Here is a 25,522-nt window from a genome sequence, read left to right on the forward strand (position 1 = left end):
CCAGATGACCGAGACTGTTTCTGCCGCAGCGATCCACGTCGGCCACCACGAAGAAGTGCAATGGCTGGGGATGACGTTCAACATTGACACGATCACCGCAACCGCGGTCGCCGCCGTCATCGTCATCGCGCTGGCGTTCTTCCTGAAGGCCAAGGTCACCTCCACCGGGGTTCCCGGCGGTGTGCAGCTGTTCTTCGAAGCCATCACCATCCAGATGCGTCAGCAGATCGAGAGCGCGATCGGTATGAAGATCGCTCCGTTCGTGCTGCCGCTCGCGGTCACCATCTTCGTGTTCATCCTGGTGTCCAACTGGCTGTCGGTGCTGCCCGTGCAGTTCGGCGGGCCCGACGGCGCGGCGTCCGAACTGCTGGCCCCGCCGGCCTCGGACATCAACTACGTGCTGGCCCTGGCCCTCTTCGTATTCCTCTGCTACCACGCGGCCGGCATCTGGCGGCGCGGTCCGTTCGGACACCTGAAGAAGCTGGTCAAGGGCCACGTCGCGGTGCTGGCGCCGATCAACATCGTCGAAGAGATCGCCAAGCCCGTCTCGCTGTCTCTCCGACTTTTCGGCAACATGTTCGCCGGCGGCATCCTGGTCGCGCTGATCGCCATGTTCCCCTGGTACATCCAGTGGGCGCCGAACGCCATCTGGAAGACCTTCGACCTCTTCGTCGGTCTGATCCAGGCCTTCATCTTCGCCCTGCTGACCATTCTGTACTTCAGCCAGTCCATGGAACTGGACCACGACGAACACTGACCTGCCAGTACCACAACAGACCCTGGTGGCATCGCTACCAGTTACCAAGGAGGAATAAGGAATGACCGACCCCACCATCGTTGCCGGTGCCCTCATCGGCGGCGGTCTGATCATGGCCGGTGGCGCTATCGGTGCCGGTATCGGTGACGGTATCGCCGGTAACGCGCTGATCTCCGGTATCGCGCGCCAGCCGGAGGCACAGGGCCGCCTGTTCACCCCGTTCTTCATCACCGTCGGTCTGGTCGAGGCCGCGTACTTCATCAACCTGGCATTCATGGCGCTGTTCGTGTTTGCGACCCCGGGCGCTTCGTAATCCAGCGTGATGGAACAACTGAGCGCAACGATCCTGGCGTCCAGCCAGGCGGCTGAAGAAGGCGGCGGGGGTCAGAGCAACTTCCTGATCCCCAACGGCACCTTCTTCGTCGTGCTGCTCATCTTCTTGATCGTGCTTGGCGTGATCGGGAAATGGGTGGTGCCGCCGATCAGTAAGGTCCTGGCGGAGCGGGAAGCGATGCTGGCCAAGACCGCCGCGGACAACCGCAAGTCGGCCGAGCAGGTTGCGGCCGCACAGGCCGACTACGACGCGGCGATGGCGGGGGCTCGCACCGAGGCTTCGGCCATTCGGGACGAAGCTCGCGCAGCTGGCCGCTCGGTTGTCGACCAGAAGCGTGCCGAAGCCAGCGGTGAGGTAGCCGCAACCGTTCGCGACGCAGACCAGCAACTGTCTGCGCAGGGTGCCGCCGCGCGGTCCGATCTCGAGTCGTCGGTAGACGGCCTGTCGGCCACGCTGGCCAGTCGCATCCTCGGCGTCGACGTGAAACCAGGTGGGACGCAGTAGATGGAAATCTTCATCGGACAGCTGATCGGCTTCGCGGTCATCGCTTACATCATCTGGCGGTTCGTGGTACCGCCGGTGAAGGCGCTGATGGCCAAGCAGCAGGAAGCAGTACGCACCGCACTCGCGGAGAGCGCGGAGGCGTCGAAGAAGCTCGCCGACGCCGATGCCATGCACGCCAAGGCGCTCGCGGATGCCAAGGCCGAGTCGGGCAAGGTCACCGACGAGGCCCGGCACGATTCCCAGCGGATCACCGCGCAGCTCGCCGAGCAGGCAGGCGCGGAGGCAGAGCGCATCAAAGCCCAAGGCGCACAACAGATTCAGCTAATGCGCCAGCAGCTCATCCGCGGCCTGCGCAACGGTCTGGGCGAGGAGTCCGTGGCCAAGGCCGACTCATTGGTCCGGGCACACGTCGCTGACCCGGCCGCGCAGTCTGCCACGGTGGATCGCTTCCTGGACCAGCTGGACCAGATGGCTCCGTCGAGCGCGGTGATCGACACCGCCGCGACCTCCACACTGCGGGCCGCCAGCCGTGAGTCGTTGGCCACCCTGGTCGACAAGTTCGACTCGGTTGCCGGTGGTCTCGACGCCGCCGGGCTGACCACGCTGGCCGACGAGTTGGCCGCCGTGGCCAAGCTGCTGCTGTCGGAGTCGGTGCTCAACCGGCATCTCGCCGAACCCACCGACGATCCCGCGGCGAAGGCACGTCTGGTCGACACACTGCTGTCGGGCAAGGTGGGCGCGACGACGCTGGACCTGGTGCGGACCGCTGCGTCGCAGCGTTGGTCGACGGAAGGCAACCTGGTCGACGGCATCGAGCATGCCGCCCGCCTGGCACTGCTGAAGCGGGCCGAGGTCGCCGGTGAGGTCGACGAGGTCGAGGACCAGCTGTTCCGGTTCGGCCGCGTCTTGGATGCCCAGCCGCGTCTGTCCACTCTGCTGAGTGACTACACCGCCCCGGCGGACGGTCGGATCGCCCTGCTCGACAAGGTGATCACGGGCAATGCCGGTGTGAACAGCACCGCGGCGGCTCTGCTGGCCCAGACCGTGGGCCTGCTCCGCGGCGAGCGCGCCGACGAGGCCGTCATCGACCTCGCGGAGCTTGCCGTCGCGCGGCGCGGCGAGGTGGTCGCGCACGTCACGGCCGCCGCTGAACTCAGTGACACGCAGCGCAACCGCCTGACCGCAGTGCTCACCCGGATCTACGGGCACCCGGTCTCCGTCCAGCTGCATGTCGACCCGAATCTCCTCGGTGGGCTCTCCATCACCGTCGGCGACGAGGTCATCGACGGCACCATCTCGTCACGACTGGCTGCGGCCGCAACCGGCTTGCCGGACTGACGAGCGCTTGCGCGAGGAAGCGACAGGCCTCGCCCCGAACGACACGAACGACCCCAGGAACTAGGTAGGAAGACGAAAAACCATGGCAGAGTTGACAATCTCGGCTGCTGATATCGAAGGTGCCATCGAGGACTACGTATCCTCGTTTTCCGCCGACACCGAGCGTGAAGAGATCGGCACCGTCATCGACGCCGGCGACGGCATCGCCCACGTCGAGGGCCTGCCCTCGGTGATGACCCAGGAACTCCTCGAGTTCCCCGGCGGCGTCCTCGGCGTCGCGCTCAACCTCGACGAGCACAGCGTTGGTGCCGTCATCCTGGGTGAGTTCGAAAAGATCGAAGAGGGCCAGCAGGTCAAGCGCACCGGGGAGGTGCTGTCGGTTCCGGTCGGCGACGCCTTCCTGGGCCGCGTCATCAACCCGCTGGGCCAGCCGATCGACGGCCAGGGCGACATCGCCGCCGAGACCCGCCGCGCTCTCGAGCTGCAGGCCCCCTCGGTGGTTCAGCGTCAGGGCGTCGGCGAGCCACTGCAGACCGGCATCAAGGCCATCGACGCCATGACGCCGATCGGCCGTGGCCAGCGCCAGCTGATCATCGGCGACCGCAAGACCGGCAAGACCGCGGTCTGCGTCGACACCATCCTCAACCAGCGCGAAGCCTGGGAGACCGGTGACCCCAAGCAGCAGGTGCGCTGCGTGTACGTCGCGGTCGGCCAGAAGGGCACCACCATCGCCAGCGTGAAGCGCGCGCTGGAAGAGGGTGGCGCGATGGAGTACACCACCATCGTCGCGGCCCCGGCTTCCGATTCCGCCGGCTTCAAATGGCTTGCGCCGTACACCGGTTCGGCCATCGGCCAGCACTGGATGTACGACGGCAAGCACGTGCTGATCGTCTTCGACGACCTCACCAAGCAGGCCGAGGCCTACCGTGCCATCTCCCTGCTGCTGCGCCGCCCGCCGGGCCGTGAGGCCTACCCGGGTGATGTCTTCTACCTGCACTCCCGTCTGCTGGAGCGTTGCGCGAAGCTGTCCGACGAGCTCGGCGGCGGTTCGATGACGGGTCTGCCGATCATCGAGACCAAGGCCAACGACATCTCGGCCTACATCCCGACCAACGTCATCTCCATCACCGACGGCCAGTGCTTCCTGGAGTCCGACCTGTTCAACCAGGGTGTGCGACCGGCCGTCAACGTCGGTGTGTCGGTGTCCCGCGTCGGTGGCGCCGCGCAGATCAAGGCGATGAAAGAGGTCGCCGGCTCGCTGCGTCTGGATCTGTCGCAGTACCGCGAGCTGGAGGCCTTCGCGGCCTTCGCCTCTGACCTGGACGCGGCGTCCAAGGCTCAGCTGGACCGTGGTGTGCGCCTGGTCGAGCTGCTCAAGCAGGCCCAGTACAGCCCGATGGCAGTCGAGGATCAGGTCGTCGCGATCTTCCTCGGCACCCAGGGTCACCTGGATTCGGTTCCCGCCGAGGATGTTTCACGCTTCGAGACCGAGTTCCTGGAGCACGTGAAGGCCAGCCACTCCGAGATCCTCACCGGCATCAAGGAGTCCAAGAAGCTCTCCGAGGAAGCCGAGGAGAAGCTCGTTTCGGTCATCAACGACTTCAAGAAGGGCTTCGCGGCATCCGACGGCAGCTCGGTGGTCGTCTCCGAATCCGACGCCGATGCGCTGGATCCCGAGGACCTGGAGAAGGAATCCGTCAAGGTCCGCAAGCTGGCTCCGAAGAAGAACTAGGTAATCAATGGCAGCCACACTTCGCGAGCTACGCGGTCGTATCCGCTCCGCCTCGTCGATCAAGAAGATCACGAAGGCCCAGGAGCTGATCGCCACGTCGCGGATCGCCAAGGCGCAGGCCCGGGTCGACGCGGCCCGGCCCTACGCCACGGAGATCACCAACATGCTCACCGAACTCGCCGGTGCCAGCGCGCTGGATCATCCGCTGCTCGTGGAGCGGCCCGATCGCAAGCGGGCCGGCGTGCTGGTGGTGTCCTCGGACCGTGGCCTCTGCGGCGGGTACAACGCCAACGTGCTGCGGCGCGCCGAAGAGCTGTTCTCGCTCCTGCGGGACGAGGGCAAGAACCCGGTGCTGTACGTGGTCGGTCGGAAAGCCTTGGGCTACTACAACTTCCGGCAACGTACCGTGACAGAGTCGTGGACCGGCTTCTCCGAGCGGCCGACCTACGAGGACGCCAAGGAGATCGCCGACACCCTGGTGACGGCGTTCATGGCCGGAGCCGACGACGAAGGTGACGAGCCGGGCGCCGATGGCATCCTGGGCGTCGACGAATTGCACATCGTGTCCACCGAGTTCCGGTCGATGCTTTCGCAGACCGCGGTGGCACTGCGGATCGCACCGATGGTGGTCGAATACGTGGGTGAGCCGGAAACCGGTCCGCACACGCTGTATTCGTTCGAACCCAACGCCGAGACGCTGTTCGACGCGCTGCTGCCGCGGTACATCGCGACCCGCGTGTACGCGGCGCTGCTCGAGGCCGCCGCCTCGGAGTCGGCGTCTCGCCGCCGTGCCATGAAGTCGGCCACCGACAACGCCGACGATCTGATCAAGGCGCTCACGCTGGCGGCCAACCGCGAGCGCCAGGCTCAGATCACCCAGGAAATCAGCGAAATCGTCGGCGGCGCCAACGCGCTGGCTGACGCCAGCAAGTAGAGCCCCCGTCGAGAGCTAGAGAAGCGAAGAGAAGAAATGACTGCAGCCGTAGACACCAAGACCGCGGGTCGCGTTGTCCGTATCACCGGCCCGGTGGTGGACGTCGAGTTTCCACGTGGCGCCGTACCTGACCTGTTCAATGCGCTGCACGCCGACATCAGCTTCGGCGCGCTGGCCAAGACCCTGACGCTCGAGGTCGCTCAGCACCTCGGCGACAACCTGGTGCGCTGCATCTCCATGCAGCCCACCGACGGCCTGGTGCGTGGCACCGAGGTGTCGGACACCGGCGCGTCCATCTCGGTGCCCGTCGGTGACGGCGTCAAGGGCCACGTGTTCAACGCCCTCGGCGACTGCCTCGACGATCCGGGCTACGGCAAGGACTTCGAGCACTGGTCCATCCACCGCAAGCCGCCGGCCTTCGCCGACCTGGAGCCCCGCACCGAGATGCTGGAGACCGGTCTGAAGGTCGTCGACCTGCTGACCCCGTACGTGCGCGGTGGCAAGATCGCGCTGTTCGGTGGTGCCGGCGTGGGCAAGACGGTTCTGATCCAGGAGATGATCAACCGTATCGCCCGCAACTTCGGCGGTACCTCGGTGTTCGCCGGCGTCGGTGAGCGCACCCGTGAGGGCAACGACCTGTGGGTCGAGCTCGCGGACGCGAACGTCCTCAAGGACACCGCGCTGGTGTTCGGCCAGATGGACGAGCCGCCAGGCACCCGTATGCGCGTCGCCCTGTCGGCCCTGACCATGGCCGAGTTCTTCCGCGACGAGCAGGGCCAGGACGTGCTGCTGTTCATCGACAACATCTTCCGGTTCACCCAGGCCGGTTCCGAGGTCTCGACCCTGCTGGGTCGTATGCCTTCGGCCGTGGGTTACCAGCCGACGCTGGCCGACGAGATGGGTGAACTGCAGGAGCGCATCACCTCGACCCGTGGTCGGTCCATCACCTCGATGCAGGCCGTGTACGTGCCCGCCGACGACTACACCGACCCGGCGCCGGCCACCACGTTCGCCCACCTGGACGCCACCACCGAGCTTTCTCGTGCGGTGTTCTCCAAGGGCATCTTCCCGGCGGTGGACCCGCTGGCTTCCTCCTCGACGATCCTGCACCCCAGCGTCGTCGGCGACGAGCACTACCGCGTCGCCCAGGAAGTCATCCGGATCCTGCAGCGCTACAAGGACCTTCAGGACATCATCGCCATCCTCGGTATCGACGAGCTGTCGGAAGAGGACAAGGTGCTGGTGTACCGCGCCCGCAAGATCGAGCGCTTCCTGAGCCAGAACATGATGGCCGCTGAGCAGTTCACCGGCCAGCCAGGCTCGACCGTGCCGCTCAAGGAGACCATCGAGGCCTTCGACAAGCTGGCCAAGGGCGAGTTCGACCACCTGCCCGAGCAGGCGTTCTTCCTCATCGGTGGTCTCGACGACCTGGCGAAGAAGGCCGAGAGCCTCGGCGCCAAGCTGTGATGAGCGCCTCTTCCCCTCGAAAGGTGGTGTGACGTGGCGGAATTGCACGTCGAGATCGTCGCCGTGGAGCGCGAGCTGTGGTCGGGTGACGCGACGTTCGTGTTCACCCGTACCACCGCGGGCGAGATCGGCATCCTGCCACGGCACATCCCACTGGTCGCCCAACTCGTCGACGACGCCATGGTGCGCGTCGAACGCGAGGGCGAGGACGACCTGCGGATCGCCATCGACGGTGGCTTTCTGTCGGTGACAGAGGAGGCCGTCCGGGTCCTGGTCGAAAACGCTCAGCTGGAATCCGAGATCGATGCCGAGGCGGCCAAGCGGGATTCCGAATCCGATGACGAGGCAACTGCGGCATGGGGCCGGGCGCGGCTGCGCGCCCTAGGCCAGATCGACTGATATGCCGATGAGCGCGTCCATGATCGGCATGGTCGCGCTGGTCTGTGTGCTGCTACTGGCAGTATCTGCGCTGTCCTACCGACTCTGGAAATTACGCCAGGTCGGTGGGACAGCTGCTATTTTGCGGGATTATCCCGCGGTCGGCGGCCACGGCTGGCGGCACGGAGTCATGCGTTACCGCGGCGGTGAAGCCGGCTTCTACCGGTTGTCGAGTATGCGGTGGTGGCCCGATCGCCGGCTCAGTCGGCGGGGCCTTGAGGTGGTGTCGCGACGAACCCCGCGCGGCGATGAGTTCGACATCATGACTTCCGAGATCGTCGTGCTCGAACTCCGTGACATCAGCCCCGAACGCCGCCAGGGCTACGAGATCGCTCTCGATCGGGGAGCTCTGACTGCCTTCACGTCGTGGCTGGAGTCGCGGCCGTCGCCGCGTGCGCGCCGCCGCAGTTATTGACGCTGGCCTGGCTTCCACAGCACGTCGCCATCCGGGTTGGCGACTCGGGACAGGATGAACAGCAGGTCGGACAGCCGGTTGAGGTACTTCGCCGGCAGGATGCTCACACCGTCGCCGTGCTCTGCGACCGCGGTCCAGGCCGATCGTTCCGCTCGCCGGGCCACGGTCCGTGCCACATGCAGCAGTGCGGAGAGCGGTGAGCCGCCCGGCAAGATGAACGAATTCAGTGCAGGCAGTGGCTCGTTGAACTCATCGCACCAGCGTTCCAGCCGGTCGATGTAGTCCTGCGTGATCCGCAGTGGCGGATATTTCGGGTTCTCCACCACCGGGGTGGACAGGTCGGCGCCGGCGTCGAACAGATCGTTCTGGATCTGCCGCAGAACAGCCAGCAGTTCGTCGCCGGGTTGCCCCATGGCGATCGCAACGCCGATGGCGGCGTTGGCTTCGTCACAATCTGCGTACGCGATCAGCCTCGCGTCGTTCTTCGCGACCCGGCTGAAATCGCTGAGGCCGGTGGTGCCGTCGTCACCGGTGCGGGTGTAGATGCGGGTGAGGTGAACAGCCATGTGGGAACCGTACCGGGCTCAACATCCACCACGGCATTCTGAGAGAGCTTTCTGAATCTCACTCGGTGGCCGCTTAAACTAACCCGCGTGAGCGAGCGATTCGTGGTGACCGGCGGAAACCGGTTGTCGGGCGAAGTTGCTGTCAGCGGAGCGAAGAACAGCGTGCTGAAGTTGATGGCAGCCGCGCTGCTGGCGGAGGGCACCAGCACGATCACCAACTGCCCGGACATCCTGGATGTGCCGTTGATGGCGGAGGTGTTGCGTGGCCTGGGCGCCACCGTCGAGTTGAACGGTGGGACGGTTCGGATCACGTCTCCCGACGAACTCAAGTACGACGCAGACTTCGCCGCGGTCAGACAGTTCCGAGCTTCGGTCTGCGTCCTCGGCCCGCTGGTCGGGCGGTGCAAGAAGGCCCGGGTCGCGTTGCCCGGCGGCGACGCCATCGGTTCGCGTCCGCTGGACATGCATCAGTCGGGACTGCGGCAGCTCGGTGCGCGATGCAGCATCGAACACGGCTGCGTGGTGGCCGAGGCAGATCATCTGCGCGGTGCCGAGATCCAACTGGAGTTCCCCTCGGTGGGTGCGACCGAGAACATCCTGATGGCGGCGGTTTTGGCAGAGGGCGTCACGACGATCCACAACGTGGCGCGCGAACCGGACATCGTCGACATCTGCGCGATGCTCAACCAGATGGGCGCCCAGGTCAGTGGGGCGGGTACGTCGACGTTGACCATCACCGGCGTCGACCGGCTGTACCCCACGGAACATCGGGTGATCGGCGATCGCATCGTCGCCGCGACGTGGGGGATTGCGGCAGCGATGACGCGCGGCGACATATCCGTGACCGGCGTCGATCCGCAGCACCTGCAGTTGGTGCTGCACAAACTGCACGACGCAGGCGCGACTGTCACCCAGAACGACGACGGTTTCCGGGTGGTCCAGTACGAGCGGCCGAAGGCCGTGAACGTCGCGACGCTGCCGTTCCCCGGATTCCCGACCGACCTGCAGCCGATGGCGATAGGGCTGGCGTCGATCGCCGATGGCACCTCGATGATCACCGAGAACGTCTTCGAGGCGCGGTTTCGTTTCGTCGAGGAGATGATCCGGCTCGGGGCAGATGCACGGACCGACGGACATCATGCGGTGATCCGTGGAATCCCGCAGCTGTCGAGCGCGCCCGTGTGGTCGTCGGACATCCGTGCCGGCGCAGGTCTGGTCCTCGCCGGCCTGGTCGCGGACGGAGATACCGAGGTCCACGACGTTTTTCACATCGATCGCGGCTACCCGTTGTTCGTCGAGAACTTGATCAGCCTGGGCGCTGAGATCGAGCGGGTAAGCTAGTCGAGTCGGCCGCAGTTGGGCCGAAACGCCTCTGACCTGGGCATTTGACTCTCGGTGGCGGATAGTTCTAATCTAGTCGAGTTGCCCCGGCAGCGGGGAGACAAAAAGCCGCTTGACTTTCTGACGAAGATGGTTTAAGCTGGCAGGGTTGCCCTAAAGGGGCCAACTCGAAACAATCTGGTCTGTTGTTTGAGAACTCAATAGTGTGTTTGGTGGTTTTTGTTTGTTGTTTTTGGTTGCATTCTTTTTCCCGTTTAGGGTGTGACCTTTTGTTTTTTTGGATGCCGGTTTTTGGTGTCTGTTGTTTGTGATCGGATTTTTCTGAATGTGAATTCTTTCGGGTTTTGTCCCGGGGTTTTTGTTTGGAGAGTTTGATCCTGGCTCAGGACGAACGCTGGCGGCGTGCTTAACACATGCAAGTCGAACGGAAAGGCCCTTCGGGGTGCTCGAGTGGCGAACGGGTGAGTAACACGTGGGTGATCTGCCCTGCACTTTGGGATAAGCCTGGGAAACTGGGTCTAATACCGGATAGGACCATGGCCTTCATGGGTTGTGGTGGAAAGCTTTTGCGGTGTGGGATGGGCCCGCGGCCTATCAGCTTGTTGGTGGGGTAATGGCCTACCAAGGCGACGACGGGTAGCCGGCCTGAGAGGGTGACCGGCCACACTGGGACTGAGATACGGCCCAGACTCCTACGGGAGGCAGCAGTGGGGAATATTGCACAATGGGCGCAAGCCTGATGCAGCGACGCCGCGTGGGGGATGACGGCCTTCGGGTTGTAAACCTCTTTCAGCACAGACGAAGCGTGAGTGACGGTATGTGCAGAAGAAGCACCGGCCAACTACGTGCCAGCAGCCGCGGTAATACGTAGGGTGCGAGCGTTGTCCGGAATTACTGGGCGTAAAGAGCTCGTAGGTGGTTTGTCGCGTTGTTCGTGAAAACTCACAGCTTAACTGTGGGCGTGCGGGCGATACGGGCAGACTGGAGTACTGCAGGGGAGACTGGAATTCCTGGTGTAGCGGTGGAATGCGCAGATATCAGGAGGAACACCGGTGGCGAAGGCGGGTCTCTGGGCAGTAACTGACGCTGAGGAGCGAAAGCGTGGGGAGCGAACAGGATTAGATACCCTGGTAGTCCACGCCGTAAACGGTGGGTACTAGGTGTGGGTTTCCTTCCTTGGGATCCGTGCCGTAGCTAACGCATTAAGTACCCCGCCTGGGGAGTACGGCCGCAAGGCTAAAACTCAAAGGAATTGACGGGGGCCCGCACAAGCGGCGGAGCATGTGGATTAATTCGATGCAACGCGAAGAACCTTACCTGGGTTTGACATGCACAGGACGCTGGTAGAGATATCAGTTCCCTTGTGGCCTGTGTGCAGGTGGTGCATGGCTGTCGTCAGCTCGTGTCGTGAGATGTTGGGTTAAGTCCCGCAACGAGCGCAACCCTTGTCCTATGTTGCCAGCGGGTTATGCCGGGGACTCGTAGGAGACTGCCGGGGTCAACTCGGAGGAAGGTGGGGATGACGTCAAGTCATCATGCCCCTTATGTCCAGGGCTTCACACATGCTACAATGGCCGGTACAAAGGGCTGCGATACCGTGAGGTGGAGCGAATCCTTTCAAAGCCGGTCTCAGTTCGGATCGGGGTCTGCAACTCGACCCCGTGAAGTCGGAGTCGCTAGTAATCGCAGATCAGCAACGCTGCGGTGAATACGTTCCCGGGCCTTGTACACACCGCCCGTCACGTCATGAAAGTCGGTAACACCCGAAGCCGGTGGCCTAACCCCTTGTGGGAGGGAGCCGTCGAAGGTGGGATCGGCGATTGGGACGAAGTCGTAACAAGGTAGCCGTACCGGAAGGTGCGGCTGGATCACCTCCTTTCTAAGGAGCACCACGAGAGGCATCCTCTATTGGGGAGGGTGTGAGCCGTGAGGAACCTGTCTGGTTGTAGTGACCGGGGTTTGGTGCAACAACAAACTTGGCGTGGGATGCGGGAAAGCATCTGCGGAAAATCATCGGACACACTATTGGGCTTTGAGACAACAGGCCCGCGGTCCTGTCCCGTTGGGGGCAGGGGGTGTGTTGTTGCCCTGCTTTGGTGGTGGGGTGTGGTGTTTGATTTGTGGATAGTGGTTGCGAGCATCTAGCGCGCAAGAATGTGGCATCTGCCTTTGGGTGGGTGTTGTTGTTGTGTGTTGATGTGCAATTTCTTTTGAAACTCATTTTTGGTTTTTGTGTTGTAAGTGTTTAAGGGCGCATGGTGGATGCCTTGGCACTGGGAGCCGATGAAGGACGTGGGAGGCTGCGATATGCCTCGGGGAGCTGTCAACCGAGCGTGGATCCGAGGATGTCCGAATGGGGAAACCCGGCACGAGTGATGTCGTGTCACCCAACGCTGAATACATAGGCGTTGGGGGGGAACGCGGGGAAGTGAAACATCTCAGTACCCGTAGGAAGAGAAAACAATGGTGATTCCGTGAGTAGTGGCGAGCGAAAGCGGAGGATGGCTAAACCGTATGCATGTGATACCGGGTAGGGGTTGTGTGTGCGGGGTTGTGGGACCCATCTTTCTGGGGCTACCTCCTCAGAGGGCAGTGAGAAAATGTTGTGGTTAGCGGAAGTGGCTTGGGATGGCCTGCCGTAGACGGTGAGAGCCCGGTACGTGAAAACCCGACGTCTGTCTTGATGGTGTTCCCGAGTAGCAGCGGGCCCGTGAAATCTGCTGTGAATCTGCCGGGACCACCCGGTAAGCCTGAATACTTCCCAGTGACCGATAGCGGATGAGTACCGTGAGGGAATGGTGAAAAGTACCCCGGGAGGGGAGTGAAATAGTACCTGAAACCGTGCGCTTACAATCCGTCAGAGCCTTCGACTGTGTCGTGGGGTGATGGCGTGCCTTTTGAAGAATGAGCCTGCGAGTCAGGGACATGTCGCGAGGTTAACCCGGGTGGGGTAGCCGCAGCGAAAGCGAGTCTGAATAGGGCGTATCCATCCCGTTGGGGTTGGTGTAGTGGTGTGTTCTGGACCCGAAGCGGAGTGATCTACCCATGGCCAGGGTGAAGCGCGGGTAAGACCGTGTGGAGGCCCGAACCCACTTAGGTTGAAGACTGAGGGGATGAGCTGTGGGTAGGGGTGAAAGGCCAATCAAACTCCGTGATAGCTGGTTCTCCCCGAAATGCATTTAGGTGCAGCGTCACATGTTTCTTGTTGGAGGTAGAGCTACTGGATGGCCGATGGGCCCTACTAGGTTACTGACGTCAGCCAAACTCCGAATGCCGACAAGTCCAAGAGTGTGGCAGTGAGACGGCGGGGGATAAGCTCCGTGCGTCGAGAGGGAAACAGCCCAGATCGCCGGCTAAGGCCCCTAAGCGTGTGCTAAGTGGAAAAGGATGTGCAGTCGCGAAGACAACCAGGAGGTTGGCTTAGAAGCAGCCACCCTTGAAAGAGTGCGTAATAGCTCACTGGTCAAGTGATTGTGCGCCGATAATGTAGCGGGGCTCAAGCACACCGCCGAAGCCGCGGCAACGACCTTGTGTCGTTGGGTAGGGGAGCGTCCTGCGTCCGGTGAAGCCGCCGAGTGATCGAGTGGTGGAGGGTGTGGGAGTGAGAATGCAGGCATGAGTAGCGAATAGGCAAGTGAGAACCTTGCCCGCCGAAAGACCAAGGGTTCCTGGGCCAGGCCAGTCCGCCCAGGGTGAGTCGGGACCTAAGGCGAGGCCGACAGGCGTAGTCGATGGACAACGGGTTGATATTCCCGTACCCGTGTGTGTGCGTCCCTGATGAATCAGAGGTACTAACCACCCAAAAGGTGGTCCATCAATCCCTTCGGGGTGCGAGGATCGCTGGCTGCGTGGGACCTTCTTTGGTAGTAGTCAAGCGATGGGGTGACGCAGGAAGGTAGCCGTACCGGTCAGTGGTAATACCGGGGTAAGCCTGTAGGGAGGAACGTAGGTAAATCCGCGTTTCGTTGATCCTGAGAGGTGATGCATAGCCGAGTGAGGCGAATTCGGTGATCCTATGCTGCCAAGAAAAGCCTCTAGCGAGGACATACACGGCCCGTACCCCAAACCAACACAGGTGGTCAGGTAGAGAATACTAAGGCGTACGAGTGAACTATGGTTAAGGAACTCGGCAAAATGCCCCCGTAACTTCGGGAGAAGGGGGACCCCCATATCGTGAACACCCTTGCGGTGGGTAGCGGGAGGGGGGTGGCACAAACCAGTGAGAAGCGACTGTTTACTAAAAACACAGGTCCGTGCGAAGTCGCAAGACGATGTATACGGACTGACGCCTGCCCGGTGCTGGAAGGTTAAGAGGACCCGTTAACTCTTCGGGGGTGAAGCGGAGAATTTAAGCCCCAGTAAACGGCGGTGGTAACTATAACCATCCTAAGGTAGCGAAATTCCTTGTCGGGTAAGTTCCGACCTGCACGAATGGCGTAACGACTTCTCAACTGTCTCAACCATAGACTCGGCGAAATTGCACTACGAGTAAAGATGCTCGTTACGCGCGGCAGGACGAAAAGACCCCGGGACCTTCACTACAACTTGGTATTGGTGCTCGATACGGTTTGTGTAGGATAGGTGGGAGACTGTGAAACGCAGACGCCAGTTTGTGTGGAGTCGTTGTTGAAATACCACTCTGATCGTATTGGGCCTCTAACCTCGGACCGTATATCCGGTTCAGGGACAGTGCCTGGTGGGTAGTTTAACTGGGGCGGTTGCCTCCTAAAATGTAACGGAGGCGCCCAAAGGTTCCCTCAACCTGGACGGCAATCAGGTGTTGAGTGTAAGTGCACAAGGGAGCTTGACTGCGAGACATACATGTCGAGCAGGGACGAAAGTCGGGACTAGTGATCCGGCACCTCTGAGTGGAAGGGGTGTCGCTCAACGGATAAAAGGTACCCCGGGGATAACAGGCTGATCTTCCCCAAGAGTCCATATCGACGGGATGGTTTGGCACCTCGATGTCGGCTCGTCGCATCCTGGGGCTGGAGCAGGTCCCAAGGGTTGGGCTGTTCGCCCATTAAAGCGGCACGCGAGCTGGGTTTAGAACGTCGTGAGACAGTTCGGTCTCTATCCGCCGCGCGCGTCAGAAGCTTGAGGAAATCTGTCCCTAGTACGAGAGGACCGGGACGGACGAACCTCTGGTCTACCAGTTGTCCCACCAGGGGCATGGCTGGATAGCCACGTTCGGACAGGATAACCGCTGAAAGCATCTAAGCGGGAAACCCCCTCCAAGACCAGGCTTCTCACCCATTAAGTGGGATAAGGCCCCCCGCAGACCACGGGATCGATAGACCAGACCTAGACACCTAGCAATAGGCGCAGGGAACTGGCACTAACCGGCCGAAAACTTACAACAACCCAACAAACACCATGTTTGATGAGTCTCAGTAAGAACACGCACATCCTGTTTCGCAACCACACCACAACCACACACGCGACCACTGTGTCGTGGGTGCACACCGCACCCCACCACCAAAACACACAAGGTTTCACACCCAGAAACGGGTGAATAGAGTTACGGCGGTCCATAGCGGCAGGGAAACGCCCGGTCCCATCCCGAACCCGGAAGCTAAGCCTGCCAGCGCCGATGATACTACCCACACGGGTGGAAAAGTAGGACACCGCCGAACACACATTAAGTCCCGGGCCCCCAATCACTGATTGGGGGCCCGGGCATTTTCAATGCGACACCCGCTCAATCAAAAAGCGACGGCGCCTGCCGGCTTTTCTCCAATTCCAGCAGCGCTCTTTTGCGATCCAATCCGCCGCCATATCCGGTGAGGCTGCCATTCGCGCCAATCACCCGATGGCAAGGCACCACAATTCCGATGGGATTATGCCCATTGGCCAAACCGACTGCGCGAAATGCGCCGGGTGATCCGATTTCCCGAGCGATGTCCCCATATGTGCAGGTTTCGCCGTAGGGAATCGATTGCAAAGCGGTCCAGACGCGGCGCTGGAAAGCCGTGCCGACCATGTGCAGTTCGAGGTCGAAGACCGTGCGCTCACCGGCGAAATACTCCGCCAACTGTTCGACGGCATCGGGGAAGGCCGAGTCATCGACCTCCCAGCCGTCACGGCTGGGTTCATAGGTCTGGTCGACCATCCGAAGATGCATCAGTCGGCCGTCGCGTCCCGCCAAGGTGAGCTGCCCGACCGGGCTGTCCACAGACCGGCATTGCAGTGTGGTCATAGTGTCTCCTGAACTGTCAGATCGTGAGCCTGATGGGATAGTGGCCAGTCATTGACTGCGTGGTCGAGCGTGGTCCACAAATGCTGCGTCGCGTACGCCCGCCAAGGCCGCCAACGGGCGCTGTAGCGGATGAGCGCCGTCTGCTCCGACGGCAGCCCGAGTTGTTCGGCGGCCAGCCTCACGCCGAGGTCGCTGGCTGGGAACGCGTCGGGATCCCCGAGCCCGCGCATCGCGATCACCTCGGCACTCCATGGTCCTATCCCGGGCAGCGCGAGCAACTGCTCACGGGCTGCCGTCCAGTCGCAGCCCGGGTCGAGGACCAGCCGGCCGTCGGTCAACGCATGAACCAGGGCGCTGACCGTCCGTCGACGTGCGGCAGGCATGGCCAGGTGGGATGGGTCGATCTCGGAGAGCTCCGCGACGTCGGGGAAGACATGAGTCAGTCCGCCGTTGTCGTCGCGGATGGGGCGCCCATAGGCCTTCACGAGCCGGCCCACGTGGGTGCGTGCCGCCTTGATGGACACCTGCTGGCCGAGCACCACCCTGATCGCCAACTCGGCCTCGTCGACGGTGCGAGGGATACGTTGGCCAGGTGCCTTGGCCACCACAGCGGCCAGGTCCTGATCGGCGCCCAGCGCGTCGACCACGGCCTCGGGGTCGGCATCGAGGTCCAGCAGCCGACGGCACCGCGCGATGGCGGCGGCCAGGTCGCGGAAGTCGTCGAGCACCAGCCGGCATCGGACATGATCGGGCTGCGGTTGCAGGCTCACCACGCCGTGACCGTGCGGCAACCGCAGCGAGCGGCGAAGCCAGCCGTCGCGTACCTCCTCCAGTCCCGGCGCCGCACTGGCCGCCAGGTGACCGAACAGGCCCTCGAACGCGAACGGGATGCGGACCGGCAGCCGGAGCGAGATCACGCCGGGTGCGGTGGGCTCGTCGCGGGTGAATCGGGTTTCCGCACGCCGGCGCAGTTCGGTCGGCGTCAGATCGCACACGGCCCGGACTGTGTCGTTGAACTGGCGGATGCTGGCGAAGCCCGCCGCGAAAGCGACGTCGCCGAACGGCAATTCGGTGGTCTCGATCAGTACCCGCGCGGTCTGGGCGCGCTGCGCGCGGGCCAACGCCAGTGGGTTGGCGCCCAGCTCGGCCTGCAAGATGCGTTCCAGCTGCCGCGTGGTGTAGCCGACGCGTGCCGCCAGCCCTGTGACACCCTCACGGTCCACGGTGCCGTCGGCGATGAGCCGCATGCATCGGGCGACCGCATCGCCCCGCACGTTCCATTCCGGAGATCCCGGCGAGGCATCAGGCCTGCATCGTTTGCACGCCCGGAATCCAGCGGCCTGTGCCGCGGCGGCGGTGGGGTAGAAGCGCATGTTGCGCGCCAGCGGAGGACGTACCGGACAACTGGGGCGACAGTAGATTCCCGTGGTGAGCACCGCGGTGACGAACCACCCGTCGAACCGGGCGTCCTTGGACTGGACGGCCCGGTAGCAGCGTTCGAAATCCTCGTGCACACCTGCAACGATGGCACGAGAAGGACGACGGAACTAGCGGAAAACCGACATTGTCGTGATGGTTGCGGCCGCCGTGCCGTCAGACCGGTACCGCCAGTTGGGTCGGTTCATCGAGGCCGCGCAGCGTGACGGTGTCGCCCAACGACCAGCGCGCCTTTTCGGCGTCGGTGGCATTGGCGATGGTGTCCGATGACGCCACGAGATGACCCGGCACGGATTTGGACAACTCGCACAGCCGGGCCGCCTCGTTGACCGGCTCGCCGATGACCGTGTACTCGAAGCGCTCTTTTGCACCCACATTGCCTGCGACCACTTGGCCGGCTGCCACACCGATGCCGGCGGAGAGTTCGGGCACCGCGCTGCGCAACCGTTCGGCGATGGCCCGGGCTGCGGCCAGTGCTTCGTCCTCGGCGTGCTCGAGGCGCACCGGGGCGCCGAACACCGCGAGCACGGCGTCGCCCTCGAATTTGTTGACCAACCCTTGATGGCGCTCCACCTCGTCGACGATCACCGCGAAAAACCGGTTGAGCAGGGTGACCACTTCGGTCGCCGGCCGGCTCGTCACCAGCTGACTCGAACCGATCACGTCGACGAAAATGACTGCGGCATGGCGTTCTTCGCCGCCGAGCACCGGCTTCTGTTTTTCCGCCAGCTCGGCCACCTCTCGGCCGACGTGGCGGCCGAACAGATCGCGCACGCGTTCGCGCTCTCGGAGTCCCTGCACCATGGAGTTGAATCCGCGTTGCATCTGACCGAGTTCGGTGCCGTCGAACACGACGAGGTTGGTGTTGAGATCGCCGTCCTCAACCCGTCGCAACGCGGCCCGGACCACGCGGATCGGCGCCGCGGTCAGCCAGGTGGCAATCCACATCAGGATGAAACCGAACACCAGCGCGAACACCGCGAGCACCATGACGGCGACCGCGAACTGGGTGGGGGTGAGGTTCTGCAGCGCCAGCGCGAACATCGCGGCAAGCAGGATGCCGAGGATCGGCACGCCGGAGCCCAGCGCCCACACCACCATGGTGCGGCCCATGATGCCCGAGGACAGCCGTATCGGCGGCGGGCCCGCCTCCAGCGCCTGAGCGGCGACCGGACGCAGTGCGAACTCGGTGAACATGTAGCAGCTGACGGACACGACGATGCCGGGAAAACTGATGCCCAGCAGGAACTTCGGGATGTAGTTGCTGTCGACAAGACCGTAGAGCGTGGTGAGCAGCGCGGTGCCGACACCCCACAGGATCAACAGGACGGTGGTCAGGCGGCCCGGCGCGAGGAAGGTGTTGCGCTGATCCGCGCGGCTCGGCGGCCGTCCCTGCAGCGACCACCGCACATAGTTGATCACCCGGTTGGTCGCCCACACGACGCCGACGACCAACGCCGCGGCGACATACGCCGGGGCGATGGCGAAGGTGACCAACCGGACGTCCGGAGCGAACACGCTCGGGGTCGGGAACACCAGGGTCACGATCAGCAGAGAGACCCCGATGCCCAGGAGGTTCGCGACGATGACGAACGTCGTCAGGATGATCTGAATCCGCACGCGGCGTCGGCGTTGGCTCTCGGAAACGCGGCCCAGGATCCACGATCCGTACGCCGGCTCGTCCTGGAGTCTGCTGCTCTGCCGGGTCAGGGTTTCCAGTACCCAGCCCAGCCGCTTCGCCACGGATTTGTCGGCCATCATTGAGGCGTCAGCCTAGTTCGTCGGTCGTGCCCTTAAGGTGGTTCGGGTGCGCCTCGTGATTGCCCAGTGCACTGTCGACTATGTGGGTCGGCTGACCGCACACCTTCCGTCCGCCCGCCGGCTGTTGTTGTTCAAGGCTGACGGGTCGGTGAGTGTGCACGCCGACGACCGTGCCTACAAGCCGCTGAACTGGATGTCTCCGCCATGTTGGGTCACCGAGGAGGGCGCGGACGATTCGGCCGGCCCGTCGCCCGTCGTCTGGGTGGTGGAAAACAAGGCCGGTGAGCAGCTGCGTATCACCGTGGAGGATGTCGAGCACGACTCCAGCCACGAACTCGGTGTCGACCCCGGCCTGGTCAAGGACGGCGTGGAGGCGCATCTGCAGGCTCTGCTGGCTGAACACGTCGAACTGCTGGGAACGGGTTACACGCTGGTTCGCCGCGAGTATCCGACCGCGATCGGGCCGGTGGATCTGCTGTGCCGGGACGAGCTCGGTGGCTCGGTGGCCGTCGAGATCAAGCGTCGCGGTGAGATCGACGGTGTCGAGCAGTTGACCCGCTACCTCGAGTTGCTCAACCGTGACAGCGTGTTGGCGCCGGTGGCCGGGGTGTTCGCGGCCCAGCAGATCAAACCGCAGGCCCGCACCCTGGCGACGGACCGTGGGATCCGGTGTGTGACATTGGATTACGACCAGATGCGGGGCATGGACAGCACCGAGTATCGGCTCTTCTGATGGGGCGGCGACGCAGAGAACCTCCTCGGAGGCTGCCGTCGACGTTGCCGACGCGTCGAATCGAAACGGGCCCTGACGGTTACGACTACGAAGTGCGCGTCGTCACCGCAGCGCGGGCGGTCAAGGTGTATCGCTGCCCGGGGTGTGACCATGAAATCCGTTCGGGCACAGCACATGTCGTGGTGTGGCCGGCGGACATGGGAGAGGCCGCCGTCGACGACCGCAGACATTGGCATACGCCGTGCTGGGCGAATCGGACCAATCGAGGTCCGACACGCAGGTGGTCTTGAAGCTCAGTGCTCGTCGGCGGCCGGCTCGACCAGCTCGACCAGCACGCCACCTGCATCCTTGGGGTGGACGAAGTTGATGCGCGAATTGGCGGTGCCCTTGCGAGGGGCCTCGTACAGCAGGCGAACGCCCTGGCTGCGCAGCCGCGCGCTGAGCGCATCGATGTCGCTGGTCCGGTAGGCGAGCTGCTGCAGGCCGGGACCGCGCTTGTCGATGAACTTCGCGATGGTGGAGTTCTCGTCCAGCGGTGACATCAGCTGGATCTGCGCGCTGCCCTTGGGGGCGCCGCGGACCGAGAGCATCGCCTCGCGGACACCTTGCTCCTCATTGATCTCCTCGTGCAGCACGATCATGCCGAGGTTGTCGTGGTACCACTTGATCGAGGCATCGAGGTCGGGCACCGCGATTCCGACATGATCGATCGCGGTCACCAGGGCGCTTGAGAGCGCTGGGCGGGTATCGACATGTTCGGTGGTCATAACGCAACGGTAACCTTTACTTGAATGTTGGCGGTATGTGTGATCGGCCACACAGCTCTATCAACCACCCACTGGAGGTAACAAATGACAACGTCGGTGATCGTTGCTGGGGCGCGTACTCCGGTCGGGAAGTTGATGGGTTCGCTGAAGGATTTCTCGGGCAGTGACCTGGGTGCGATCGCCATTCGCGGTGCGTTGGAGAAGGCGGGGGTCGACGCGTCGCTCGTCGAGTACGTGATCATGGGTCAGGTGCTCACCGCCGGTGCCGGGCAGATGCCTGCGCGTCAGGCCGCGGTGGGTGGCGGCATCGGCTGGGATGTGCCTGCGCTGACCATCAACAAGATGTGTTTGTCCGGCATCGATGCCATTGCGCTGGCCGATCAGCTGATCCGGGCCGGCGAGTTCGATGTGGTCGTCGCGGGCGGGCAGGAGTCGATGACGCAGGCTCCGCACCTGCTGCCCAAGAGCCGTGAGGGCTACAAGTACGGCGATGTCACCGTGCTGGATCACCTGGCCTACGACGGTCTGCACGACGTGTTCACCGATCAGCCGATGGGCGCGCTGACCGAGCAGCGCAACGAGGTCGACAAGTTCACGCGCGCCGAGCAGGACGAGTTTGCTGCGCAGTCGCATCAGAAGGCCGCCGCGGCGTGGAAGGACGGGGTCTACGCCGACGAGGTGGTGCCGGTGTCCATTCCGCAGCGCAAGGGTGATCCGATCGAGTTCGCCGAGGACGAGGGCATCCGGGCCAACACCACCGCCGAGTCGCTGGGTGGGTTGCGTCCGGCGTTCCGTAAGGACGGCACCATCACCGCGGGTTCGTCGTCGCAGATCTCCGACGGTGCGTGCGCTGTCGTGGTGATGAACAAGGCCAAGGCCGAGGAGTTGGGCCTGAGCTGGTTGTGTGAGATCGGCGCGCACGGTGTTGTCGCGGGTCCGGACTCCACGCTGCAGTCTCAGCCGGCCAATGCCATCAAGAAGGCGATCGCCCGCGAAGGCATCACGGCCGACCAGTTGGATGTCATCGAGATCAACGAGGCATTCGCTGCGGTGTCGCTCGCCTCGACCAAGGAGCTCGGGGTGGACCCGGCGAAGGTCAACGTCAACGGCGGCGCCATCGCCATCGGTCATCCGATCGGCATGTCCGGCGCGCGCATCACTCTGCACGCCGCGCTGGAGCTGGCGCGCAAGGGCTCGGGCTACGCCGTCGCCGCGCTGTGCGGGGCCGGTGGTCAGGGCGATGCCCTCGTGCTGCGTCGCTGACAGCTATCAACGACGCTTTGTAGTAGCTGGCGGGCCGCTCGGGCACAATGGCGGCCATGACACGCTCCTTCGACCTGCGCACGGTCTCCGGCTGGTTCCGGCTCATCGCCCTTGCTGAGGCGGTGAGTTGGGCCGGCCTGCTGGTCGGCATGTACTTCAAGTACCTGGGCACTCCGCGTACCGAGGTCGGCGTCAAGGTGTTCGGGCCCATCCACGGCGGCATCTTCATCGCGTTCGTGGTGGCCGCCGTGCTGGTTGGGATCGCGCACAAGTGGGGTGTCGGCACCTGGATTCTGGCGTTGCTGGCCAGCATCGTGCCCTTGGGCAGTGTGATTTTCGTCATGTGGGCTGACCGGACCGCCCGTCTCACGCTGGCCGGTGGCTCGGCCATGGTGCTGCAACCGGGAGGCGCAGTACCTGAAACGACGTGACAGACTTGATGCCGTGACACGTCCACGTCCTTCCGTCGGACCGGCGCTGGCCGGTGCGGTTGATCTGTCGGCACTCAAGCAGCGGCCTGCTGAGGGCACCGCCTCCGCGGCGCCCGGCGGCGTCGAGGTCACCGAAGCCAACTTCGAGGCCGAGGTTCTGGTCCGGTCCAGCCAAGTGCCGGTGGTGGTGCTGCTGTGGTCGCCGCGTAGCGAAGCCAGCGTCCAGCTGGGCGACGCACTGGCCGACCTGGCCTCTACCGACGGCGGCAAGTGGTCCCTCGCGGTGGTCAACGTCGACACCACACCACGGGTCGCGCAGATGTTCGGCATCCAGGGAGTGCCCACCGTCGTCGCGCTTGCCGGTGGACAGCCGATTGCCAGCTTCGAGGGTCCGCAGCGGCCCGAGCAGCTGCGCCGGTGGGTCGACTCGCTGCTGCAGGCGACCGCGGGCAAGCTCGAAGGCGGGGCGGAGGGGGAGGCCGAGCAGGTCGATCCCGAGCTGGCCGCGGCCGCGACCACTTGGACAACGGTGACTTCGCCGCTGCACTGACCGCTTACCAGGCCATCCTCGACGCCAACCCGAACCACGCCGAGGCCAAGGGCGCGGTCCGGCAGATCGCCTTTCTGCAGCGGGCCAGCGTGCAGCGCCCCGACGCGGTGGCCGTCGCCGACGCAAACCCGGCCGATATCGAGGCGGCGTTCGCCGCGGCCGATGTGGAGATCCTGCAGCAGCAGATCTCGGCCGCCTTCGACCGGCTGATCGCCCTGGTCAAGCGGACGGCCGGAGACGACCGCACCGCCGTGCGCACGCGGCTGATCGAGCTGTTCGACCTGTTCGACCCGGCCGACCCCGAGGTGGTCGCCGGCCGTCGCAACCTCGCGAACGCGCTGTACTAGGCCGGCTCGAACCAGAGCGCGGACAGCGGCGGCAACACCATGACCGCCGACGCCGGACGGCCGTGCCACGGCTCGTCGGTGGCCTCCACCGCGCCGTAGTTACCGATACCCGACCCGTTGTAGAGCGTGGCGTCGGTGTTGAGCACTTCGTTCCAGGTGCCGGTGTGCGGCAGGCCCAGCCGGTACTGGCTGTGCTCGGTGCCTGCGAAATTGATCACGCAGGCCAGCATGGAACCGTCGGCGCCGAACCGCAGGAAGCTCAACACATTGTTGGCCGAATCATTCGCGTCGATCCACGAGTAACCCTCGTGCGAGGTGTCGCGGCTCCACAGCGCCGGGTGGCTGCGGTAGATGCCGTTGAGGTCGCGCACCAGCCGTTGCACACCGCCGGAGAAGCCCTGTTCATCCAGTTGGAACCAGTCCAGGCCACGTTCCTCTGACCACTCGGCGCGCTGCCCGAATTCCTGGCCCATGAACAGCAGCTGCTTGCCCGGGTGGGCCCACTGATAGGCCAGCAGGCTGCGTAGGCCGGCCGCCTTCTCGTGATCGCCGCCGGGCATCCGGCCCCACAGCGTGCCCTTGCCGTGCACCACCTCGTCGTGGCTGATGGGCAGCACGTAGTTCTCGCTGAACGCATACAGCATGGAGAACGTCATCTCGTGGTGGTGGTAGCTGCGGTATATGGGGTTACGGCTGATGTAGTCCAGCGTGTCGTTCATCCAGCCCATGTTCCACTTCATCGAGAAGCCAAGGCCGCCAAGGTTTGTGGGCCGGGTGACGCCGGGCCAGGAGGTGGATTCCTCGGCCACCGTGACGATGCCTGGCGCGGCCTTGTGCACGGTGGCGTTCATCTCCTGCAGGAACTGCACAGCCTCCAGGTTCTCCCGCCCGCCATAGATGTTGGGCGTCCAACCACCTTCCGGTCGCGAGTAGTCGAGGTAGAGCATCGATGCAACGGCGTCCACGCGCAGGCCGTCGACGTGGTACTCCTGCAGCCAATACAGCGCGTTGGCGACCAGGAAGTTGCGGACCTCGGCCCGTCCGAAGTCGAAAACGTAAGTGCCCCAGTCCAGTTGTTCGCCGCGGCGGGGGTCTGAGTGCTCGTAGAGCGCGGTCCCGTCGAACCGGCCCAACGCCCACGCGTCCTTGGGGAAGTGCGCAGGCACCCAGTCCACGATCACCCCGATACCAGCCTGATGCAGGGTGTCGACCAGATACCGGAAATCGTCCGGGGAACCCATGCGCGCTGTCGGCGCGTAATACGACGTGACCTGGTAGCCCCACGAACCACCGAACGGATGCTCGGCCACGGGCAGCAGCTCGACATGGGTAAAACCCTGTTCGACAACATATTCGGTGAGCTGCTCGGCGAGTTCCCGATACGACAGGCCGGGACGCCACGACATCAGGTGCACCTCGTAGGTGCTCATCGGCTCGAACACCGGATTGAGCTCGGCACGCCGCGTCATCCAGTCCCCGTCGTCCCACGTGTAGGAACTGGTGAACACCCGAGACGCGGTGTGCGGGGGCACCTCGGTCGCGAACGCCATGGGGTCGGCACGGTCGGAGACCGATCCATCCGCACCGTGCACGCGCAGCTTGTAGAGTCCGTCGACCGGGAAGTCCGGCCAGAACAGTTCCCACACGCCGGTCGAGCCCAGCACCCGCATCTGGGCCTCGTTGCCGTCCCAGTGGTTGAAGTCACCGATGAGGCTCACGCCCTTGGCATTCGGGGCCCACACCGCGAATGACACCCCATCCACGACGCCATCCGGCGTGGTGAACGACCGGCGGTGCGCACCGAGGATCTCCCAGAGCCGTTCGTGGCGGCCCTCGGCGAACAGGTGCAGGTCGAGCTCGCCGAGCGTCGGCAGGAACCGATAGGCGTCGGCCGTGGTGTGAACGTCGACCGTGTCGTCGGCGCCCGGATAGCTGATCTCCAGGCGGTAGTCGACCAGGTTGGTGTACGGCACCGCCACGGCGAACAGCCCGGATTCCAGGTGTTCCAACGGAAATCGATCGGCCCCGATCAGCGCTGTCACCTTGACGGCGTGCGGCCGGTAGGCCCGGATCACGGTGTGGTCGCCTGATTCGTGCGCGCCCAGGATTGCGTGCGGATCGTGGTGTTCGCCGGCCAAGAGCCGGTGCACATCTGACGGGTCGGGCCGCAGCTGTGCATTGGTGAGTTGATTGCTTCGCGTCATCGTG

Annotated in this window: 20 protein-coding genes, 3 rRNA genes and 1 pseudogene; 18 read left to right on the forward strand and 6 right to left on the reverse strand. The window is 63.8% G+C overall.

What is annotated here, in order from left to right; all coding sequences use genetic code 11:
• Window positions 1-4: 4 nt before the first annotated feature.
• The 9 genes from atpB to BTO20_RS09950 all read left to right on the forward strand — a co-directional run bounded on the left by atpB (window position 5) and on the right by BTO20_RS09950 (window position 7,919).
• Window positions 5-757 carry a F0F1 ATP synthase subunit A gene (gene atpB, locus BTO20_RS09910; protein WP_087075435.1) on the forward strand — a complete coding sequence of 251 codons (753 nt, stop codon included), beginning with the start codon at window positions 5-7 and terminating at the stop codon, window positions 755-757.
• 61 nt (window positions 758-818) lie between these two features.
• Window positions 819-1,070, forward strand: coding sequence for a F0F1 ATP synthase subunit C (locus tag BTO20_RS09915; RefSeq protein WP_018599073.1), 252 nt, complete (start codon window positions 819-821; stop codon window positions 1,068-1,070).
• Window positions 1,071-1,079: 9 nt separating this feature from the next.
• Complete coding sequence (locus BTO20_RS09920; RefSeq protein WP_087075437.1) at window positions 1,080-1,595, forward strand: F0F1 ATP synthase subunit B; 516 nt, start codon at window positions 1,080-1,082, stop codon at window positions 1,593-1,595.
• Window positions 1,596-2,933 (forward strand): F0F1 ATP synthase subunit B/delta, encoded by a 1,338-nt coding sequence (locus BTO20_RS09925; RefSeq protein WP_087075439.1) that lies wholly within the window; start codon window positions 1,596-1,598, stop codon window positions 2,931-2,933.
• An 82-nt stretch (window positions 2,934-3,015) separates the two neighbouring features.
• Window positions 3,016-4,665 (forward strand): F0F1 ATP synthase subunit alpha, encoded by a 1,650-nt coding sequence (gene atpA / locus BTO20_RS09930; protein WP_087075440.1) that lies wholly within the window; start codon window positions 3,016-3,018, stop codon window positions 4,663-4,665.
• A gap of 7 nt (window positions 4,666-4,672) precedes the next feature.
• A complete protein-coding gene (locus tag BTO20_RS09935; RefSeq protein ID WP_087075442.1) occupies window positions 4,673-5,599 on the forward strand; it encodes a F0F1 ATP synthase subunit gamma in 927 nt (308 codons plus the stop codon).
• A gap of 36 nt (window positions 5,600-5,635) precedes the next feature.
• Window positions 5,636-7,066, forward strand: a complete 1,431-nt coding sequence (gene atpD, locus BTO20_RS09940) for a F0F1 ATP synthase subunit beta (RefSeq protein ID WP_029374102.1) — start codon at window positions 5,636-5,638, stop codon at window positions 7,064-7,066.
• 33 nt (window positions 7,067-7,099) lie between these two features.
• A complete protein-coding gene (locus BTO20_RS09945; RefSeq protein WP_087075444.1) occupies window positions 7,100-7,465 on the forward strand; it encodes a F0F1 ATP synthase subunit epsilon in 366 nt (121 codons plus the stop codon).
• Between the two features lie 7 nt (window positions 7,466-7,472).
• On the forward strand, window positions 7,473-7,919 hold the full coding sequence (locus BTO20_RS09950) for a DUF2550 domain-containing protein (RefSeq protein ID WP_198344317.1): 447 nt from the start codon (window positions 7,473-7,475) through the stop codon (window positions 7,917-7,919).
• Here the strand turns inward: BTO20_RS09950 and BTO20_RS09955 are convergent.
• Window positions 7,913-8,485 (reverse strand): cob(I)yrinic acid a,c-diamide adenosyltransferase, encoded by a 573-nt coding sequence (locus tag BTO20_RS09955; protein WP_087075446.1) that lies wholly within the window; start codon window positions 8,483-8,485, stop codon window positions 7,913-7,915. The two genes, BTO20_RS09950 and BTO20_RS09955, sit on opposite strands and share 7 nt — an antisense overlap.
• Before the next feature lie 87 nt (window positions 8,486-8,572).
• Here BTO20_RS09955 and murA point away from each other — a divergent pair, with 87 nt between their 5' ends.
• The 4 genes from murA to rrf all read left to right on the forward strand — a co-directional run bounded on the left by murA (window position 8,573) and on the right by rrf (window position 15,462).
• Window positions 8,573-9,826 (forward strand): UDP-N-acetylglucosamine 1-carboxyvinyltransferase, encoded by a 1,254-nt coding sequence (gene murA / locus BTO20_RS09960; RefSeq protein ID WP_087075448.1) that lies wholly within the window; start codon window positions 8,573-8,575, stop codon window positions 9,824-9,826.
• Between the two features lie 359 nt (window positions 9,827-10,185).
• Window positions 10,186-11,705, forward strand: a 16S ribosomal RNA gene (locus BTO20_RS09965).
• Window positions 11,706-12,061: 356 nt separating this feature from the next.
• Window positions 12,062-15,188: ribosomal RNA gene (locus BTO20_RS09970) — 23S ribosomal RNA — on the forward strand.
• Window positions 15,189-15,348: 160 nt separating this feature from the next.
• Window positions 15,349-15,462: ribosomal RNA gene (gene rrf / locus BTO20_RS09975) — 5S ribosomal RNA — on the forward strand.
• Together the 16S, 23S and 5S rRNA genes form the textbook arrangement of a ribosomal RNA operon.
• A gap of 65 nt (window positions 15,463-15,527) precedes the next feature.
• Here rrf and BTO20_RS09980 read toward each other — a convergent pair.
• The 3 genes from BTO20_RS09980 to BTO20_RS09990 form a co-directional block, all read right to left on the reverse strand.
• Window positions 15,528-16,025, reverse strand: a complete 498-nt coding sequence (locus tag BTO20_RS09980) for a methylated-DNA--[protein]-cysteine S-methyltransferase (RefSeq protein ID WP_087075450.1) — start codon at window positions 16,023-16,025, stop codon at window positions 15,528-15,530.
• A complete protein-coding gene (locus BTO20_RS09985) occupies window positions 16,022-17,539 on the reverse strand; it encodes a DNA-3-methyladenine glycosylase 2 family protein (RefSeq protein WP_087075452.1) in 1,518 nt (505 codons plus the stop codon). The genes BTO20_RS09980 and BTO20_RS09985 overlap by 4 nt, the downstream gene beginning before the upstream one ends.
• Window positions 17,540-17,618: 79 nt before the next feature.
• On the reverse strand, window positions 17,619-19,223 hold the full coding sequence (locus BTO20_RS09990; protein ID WP_087075454.1) for an adenylate/guanylate cyclase domain-containing protein: 1,605 nt from the start codon (window positions 19,221-19,223) through the stop codon (window positions 17,619-17,621).
• A 46-nt stretch (window positions 19,224-19,269) separates the two neighbouring features.
• On the opposite strand from BTO20_RS09990, the gene nucS reads away from it, so the two are divergent.
• Both nucS and BTO20_RS40380 read left to right on the forward strand, forming a co-directional pair.
• On the forward strand, window positions 19,270-19,956 hold the full coding sequence (gene nucS / locus BTO20_RS09995; RefSeq protein ID WP_198344318.1) for an endonuclease NucS: 687 nt from the start codon (window positions 19,270-19,272) through the stop codon (window positions 19,954-19,956).
• Complete coding sequence (locus BTO20_RS40380) at window positions 19,956-20,246, forward strand: hypothetical protein (protein ID WP_087075459.1); 291 nt, start codon at window positions 19,956-19,958, stop codon at window positions 20,244-20,246. The genes nucS and BTO20_RS40380 overlap by 1 nt, the downstream gene beginning before the upstream one ends.
• Before the next feature lie 3 nt (window positions 20,247-20,249).
• Here BTO20_RS40380 and mce read toward each other — a convergent pair whose 3' ends face one another.
• Entirely contained in the window at window positions 20,250-20,723 is a 474-nt protein-coding gene (gene mce, locus BTO20_RS10005) for a methylmalonyl-CoA epimerase (protein WP_087075461.1), read from the reverse strand.
• 84 nt (window positions 20,724-20,807) lie between these two features.
• On the opposite strand from mce, the gene BTO20_RS10010 reads away from it, so the two are divergent.
• From BTO20_RS10010 to BTO20_RS10020, 3 genes and pseudogenes are all read left to right on the forward strand, one after another.
• Window positions 20,808-21,986 (forward strand): acetyl-CoA C-acetyltransferase, encoded by a 1,179-nt coding sequence (locus BTO20_RS10010; protein ID WP_087075463.1) that lies wholly within the window; start codon window positions 20,808-20,810, stop codon window positions 21,984-21,986.
• A gap of 47 nt (window positions 21,987-22,033) precedes the next feature.
• Complete coding sequence (locus BTO20_RS10015; RefSeq protein WP_087075465.1) at window positions 22,034-22,417, forward strand: DUF3817 domain-containing protein; 384 nt, start codon at window positions 22,034-22,036, stop codon at window positions 22,415-22,417.
• Between the two features lie 13 nt (window positions 22,418-22,430).
• Window positions 22,431-23,314, forward strand: a pseudogene (locus tag BTO20_RS10020) (co-chaperone YbbN).
• Here BTO20_RS10020 and glgB read toward each other — a convergent pair.
• Window positions 23,311-25,518 (reverse strand): 1,4-alpha-glucan branching protein GlgB, encoded by a 2,208-nt coding sequence (gene glgB / locus BTO20_RS10025; RefSeq protein WP_087075467.1) that lies wholly within the window; start codon window positions 25,516-25,518, stop codon window positions 23,311-23,313. The pseudogene BTO20_RS10020 and the gene glgB sit on opposite strands and share 4 nt — an antisense overlap.
• Window positions 25,519-25,522 lie beyond the last annotated feature (4 nt).

The sequence above is a fragment of the Mycobacterium dioxanotrophicus genome (assembly GCF_002157835.1).
GTDB classification, from domain to species: Bacteria; Actinomycetota; Actinomycetes; order Mycobacteriales; family Mycobacteriaceae; genus Mycobacterium; species Mycobacterium dioxanotrophicus.

Excerpts from the sequence above, each read along its gene's own strand:
- glgB (WP_087075467.1), bottom strand. The coding sequence starts at position 25,518 with ATGACGCGAAGCAATCAACTCACCAATGCACAGCTGCGGCCCGACCCG.
- BTO20_RS09950 (WP_198344317.1), top strand. The coding sequence starts at position 7,473 with ATGAGCGCGTCCATGATCGGCATGGTCGCGCTGGTCTGTGTGCTGCTA.
- BTO20_RS40380 (WP_087075459.1), top strand. The coding sequence starts at position 19,956 with ATGGGGCGGCGACGCAGAGAACCTCCTCGGAGGCTGCCGTCGACGTTG.
- BTO20_RS09925 (WP_087075439.1), top strand. The coding sequence starts at position 1,596 with ATGGAAATCTTCATCGGACAGCTGATCGGCTTCGCGGTCATCGCTTAC.
- BTO20_RS10015 (WP_087075465.1), top strand. The coding sequence starts at position 22,034 with ATGGCGGCCATGACACGCTCCTTCGACCTGCGCACGGTCTCCGGCTGG.
- BTO20_RS09980 (WP_087075450.1), bottom strand. The coding sequence starts at position 16,025 with ATGACCACACTGCAATGCCGGTCTGTGGACAGCCCGGTCGGGCAGCTC.
- BTO20_RS09935 (WP_087075442.1), top strand. The coding sequence starts at position 4,673 with ATGGCAGCCACACTTCGCGAGCTACGCGGTCGTATCCGCTCCGCCTCG.
- atpB (WP_087075435.1), top strand. The coding sequence starts at position 5 with ATGACCGAGACTGTTTCTGCCGCAGCGATCCACGTCGGCCACCACGAA.
- atpD (WP_029374102.1), top strand. The coding sequence starts at position 5,636 with ATGACTGCAGCCGTAGACACCAAGACCGCGGGTCGCGTTGTCCGTATC.
- BTO20_RS09920 (WP_087075437.1), top strand. The coding sequence starts at position 1,080 with ATGGAACAACTGAGCGCAACGATCCTGGCGTCCAGCCAGGCGGCTGAA.
- atpA (WP_087075440.1), top strand. The coding sequence starts at position 3,016 with ATGGCAGAGTTGACAATCTCGGCTGCTGATATCGAAGGTGCCATCGAG.
- mce (WP_087075461.1), bottom strand. The coding sequence starts at position 20,723 with ATGACCACCGAACATGTCGATACCCGCCCAGCGCTCTCAAGCGCCCTG.
- BTO20_RS09990 (WP_087075454.1), bottom strand. The coding sequence starts at position 19,223 with ATGATGGCCGACAAATCCGTGGCGAAGCGGCTGGGCTGGGTACTGGAA.
- BTO20_RS10010 (WP_087075463.1), top strand. The coding sequence starts at position 20,808 with ATGACAACGTCGGTGATCGTTGCTGGGGCGCGTACTCCGGTCGGGAAG.
- BTO20_RS09955 (WP_087075446.1), bottom strand. The coding sequence starts at position 8,485 with ATGGCTGTTCACCTCACCCGCATCTACACCCGCACCGGTGACGACGGC.
- BTO20_RS09915 (WP_018599073.1), top strand. The coding sequence starts at position 819 with ATGACCGACCCCACCATCGTTGCCGGTGCCCTCATCGGCGGCGGTCTG.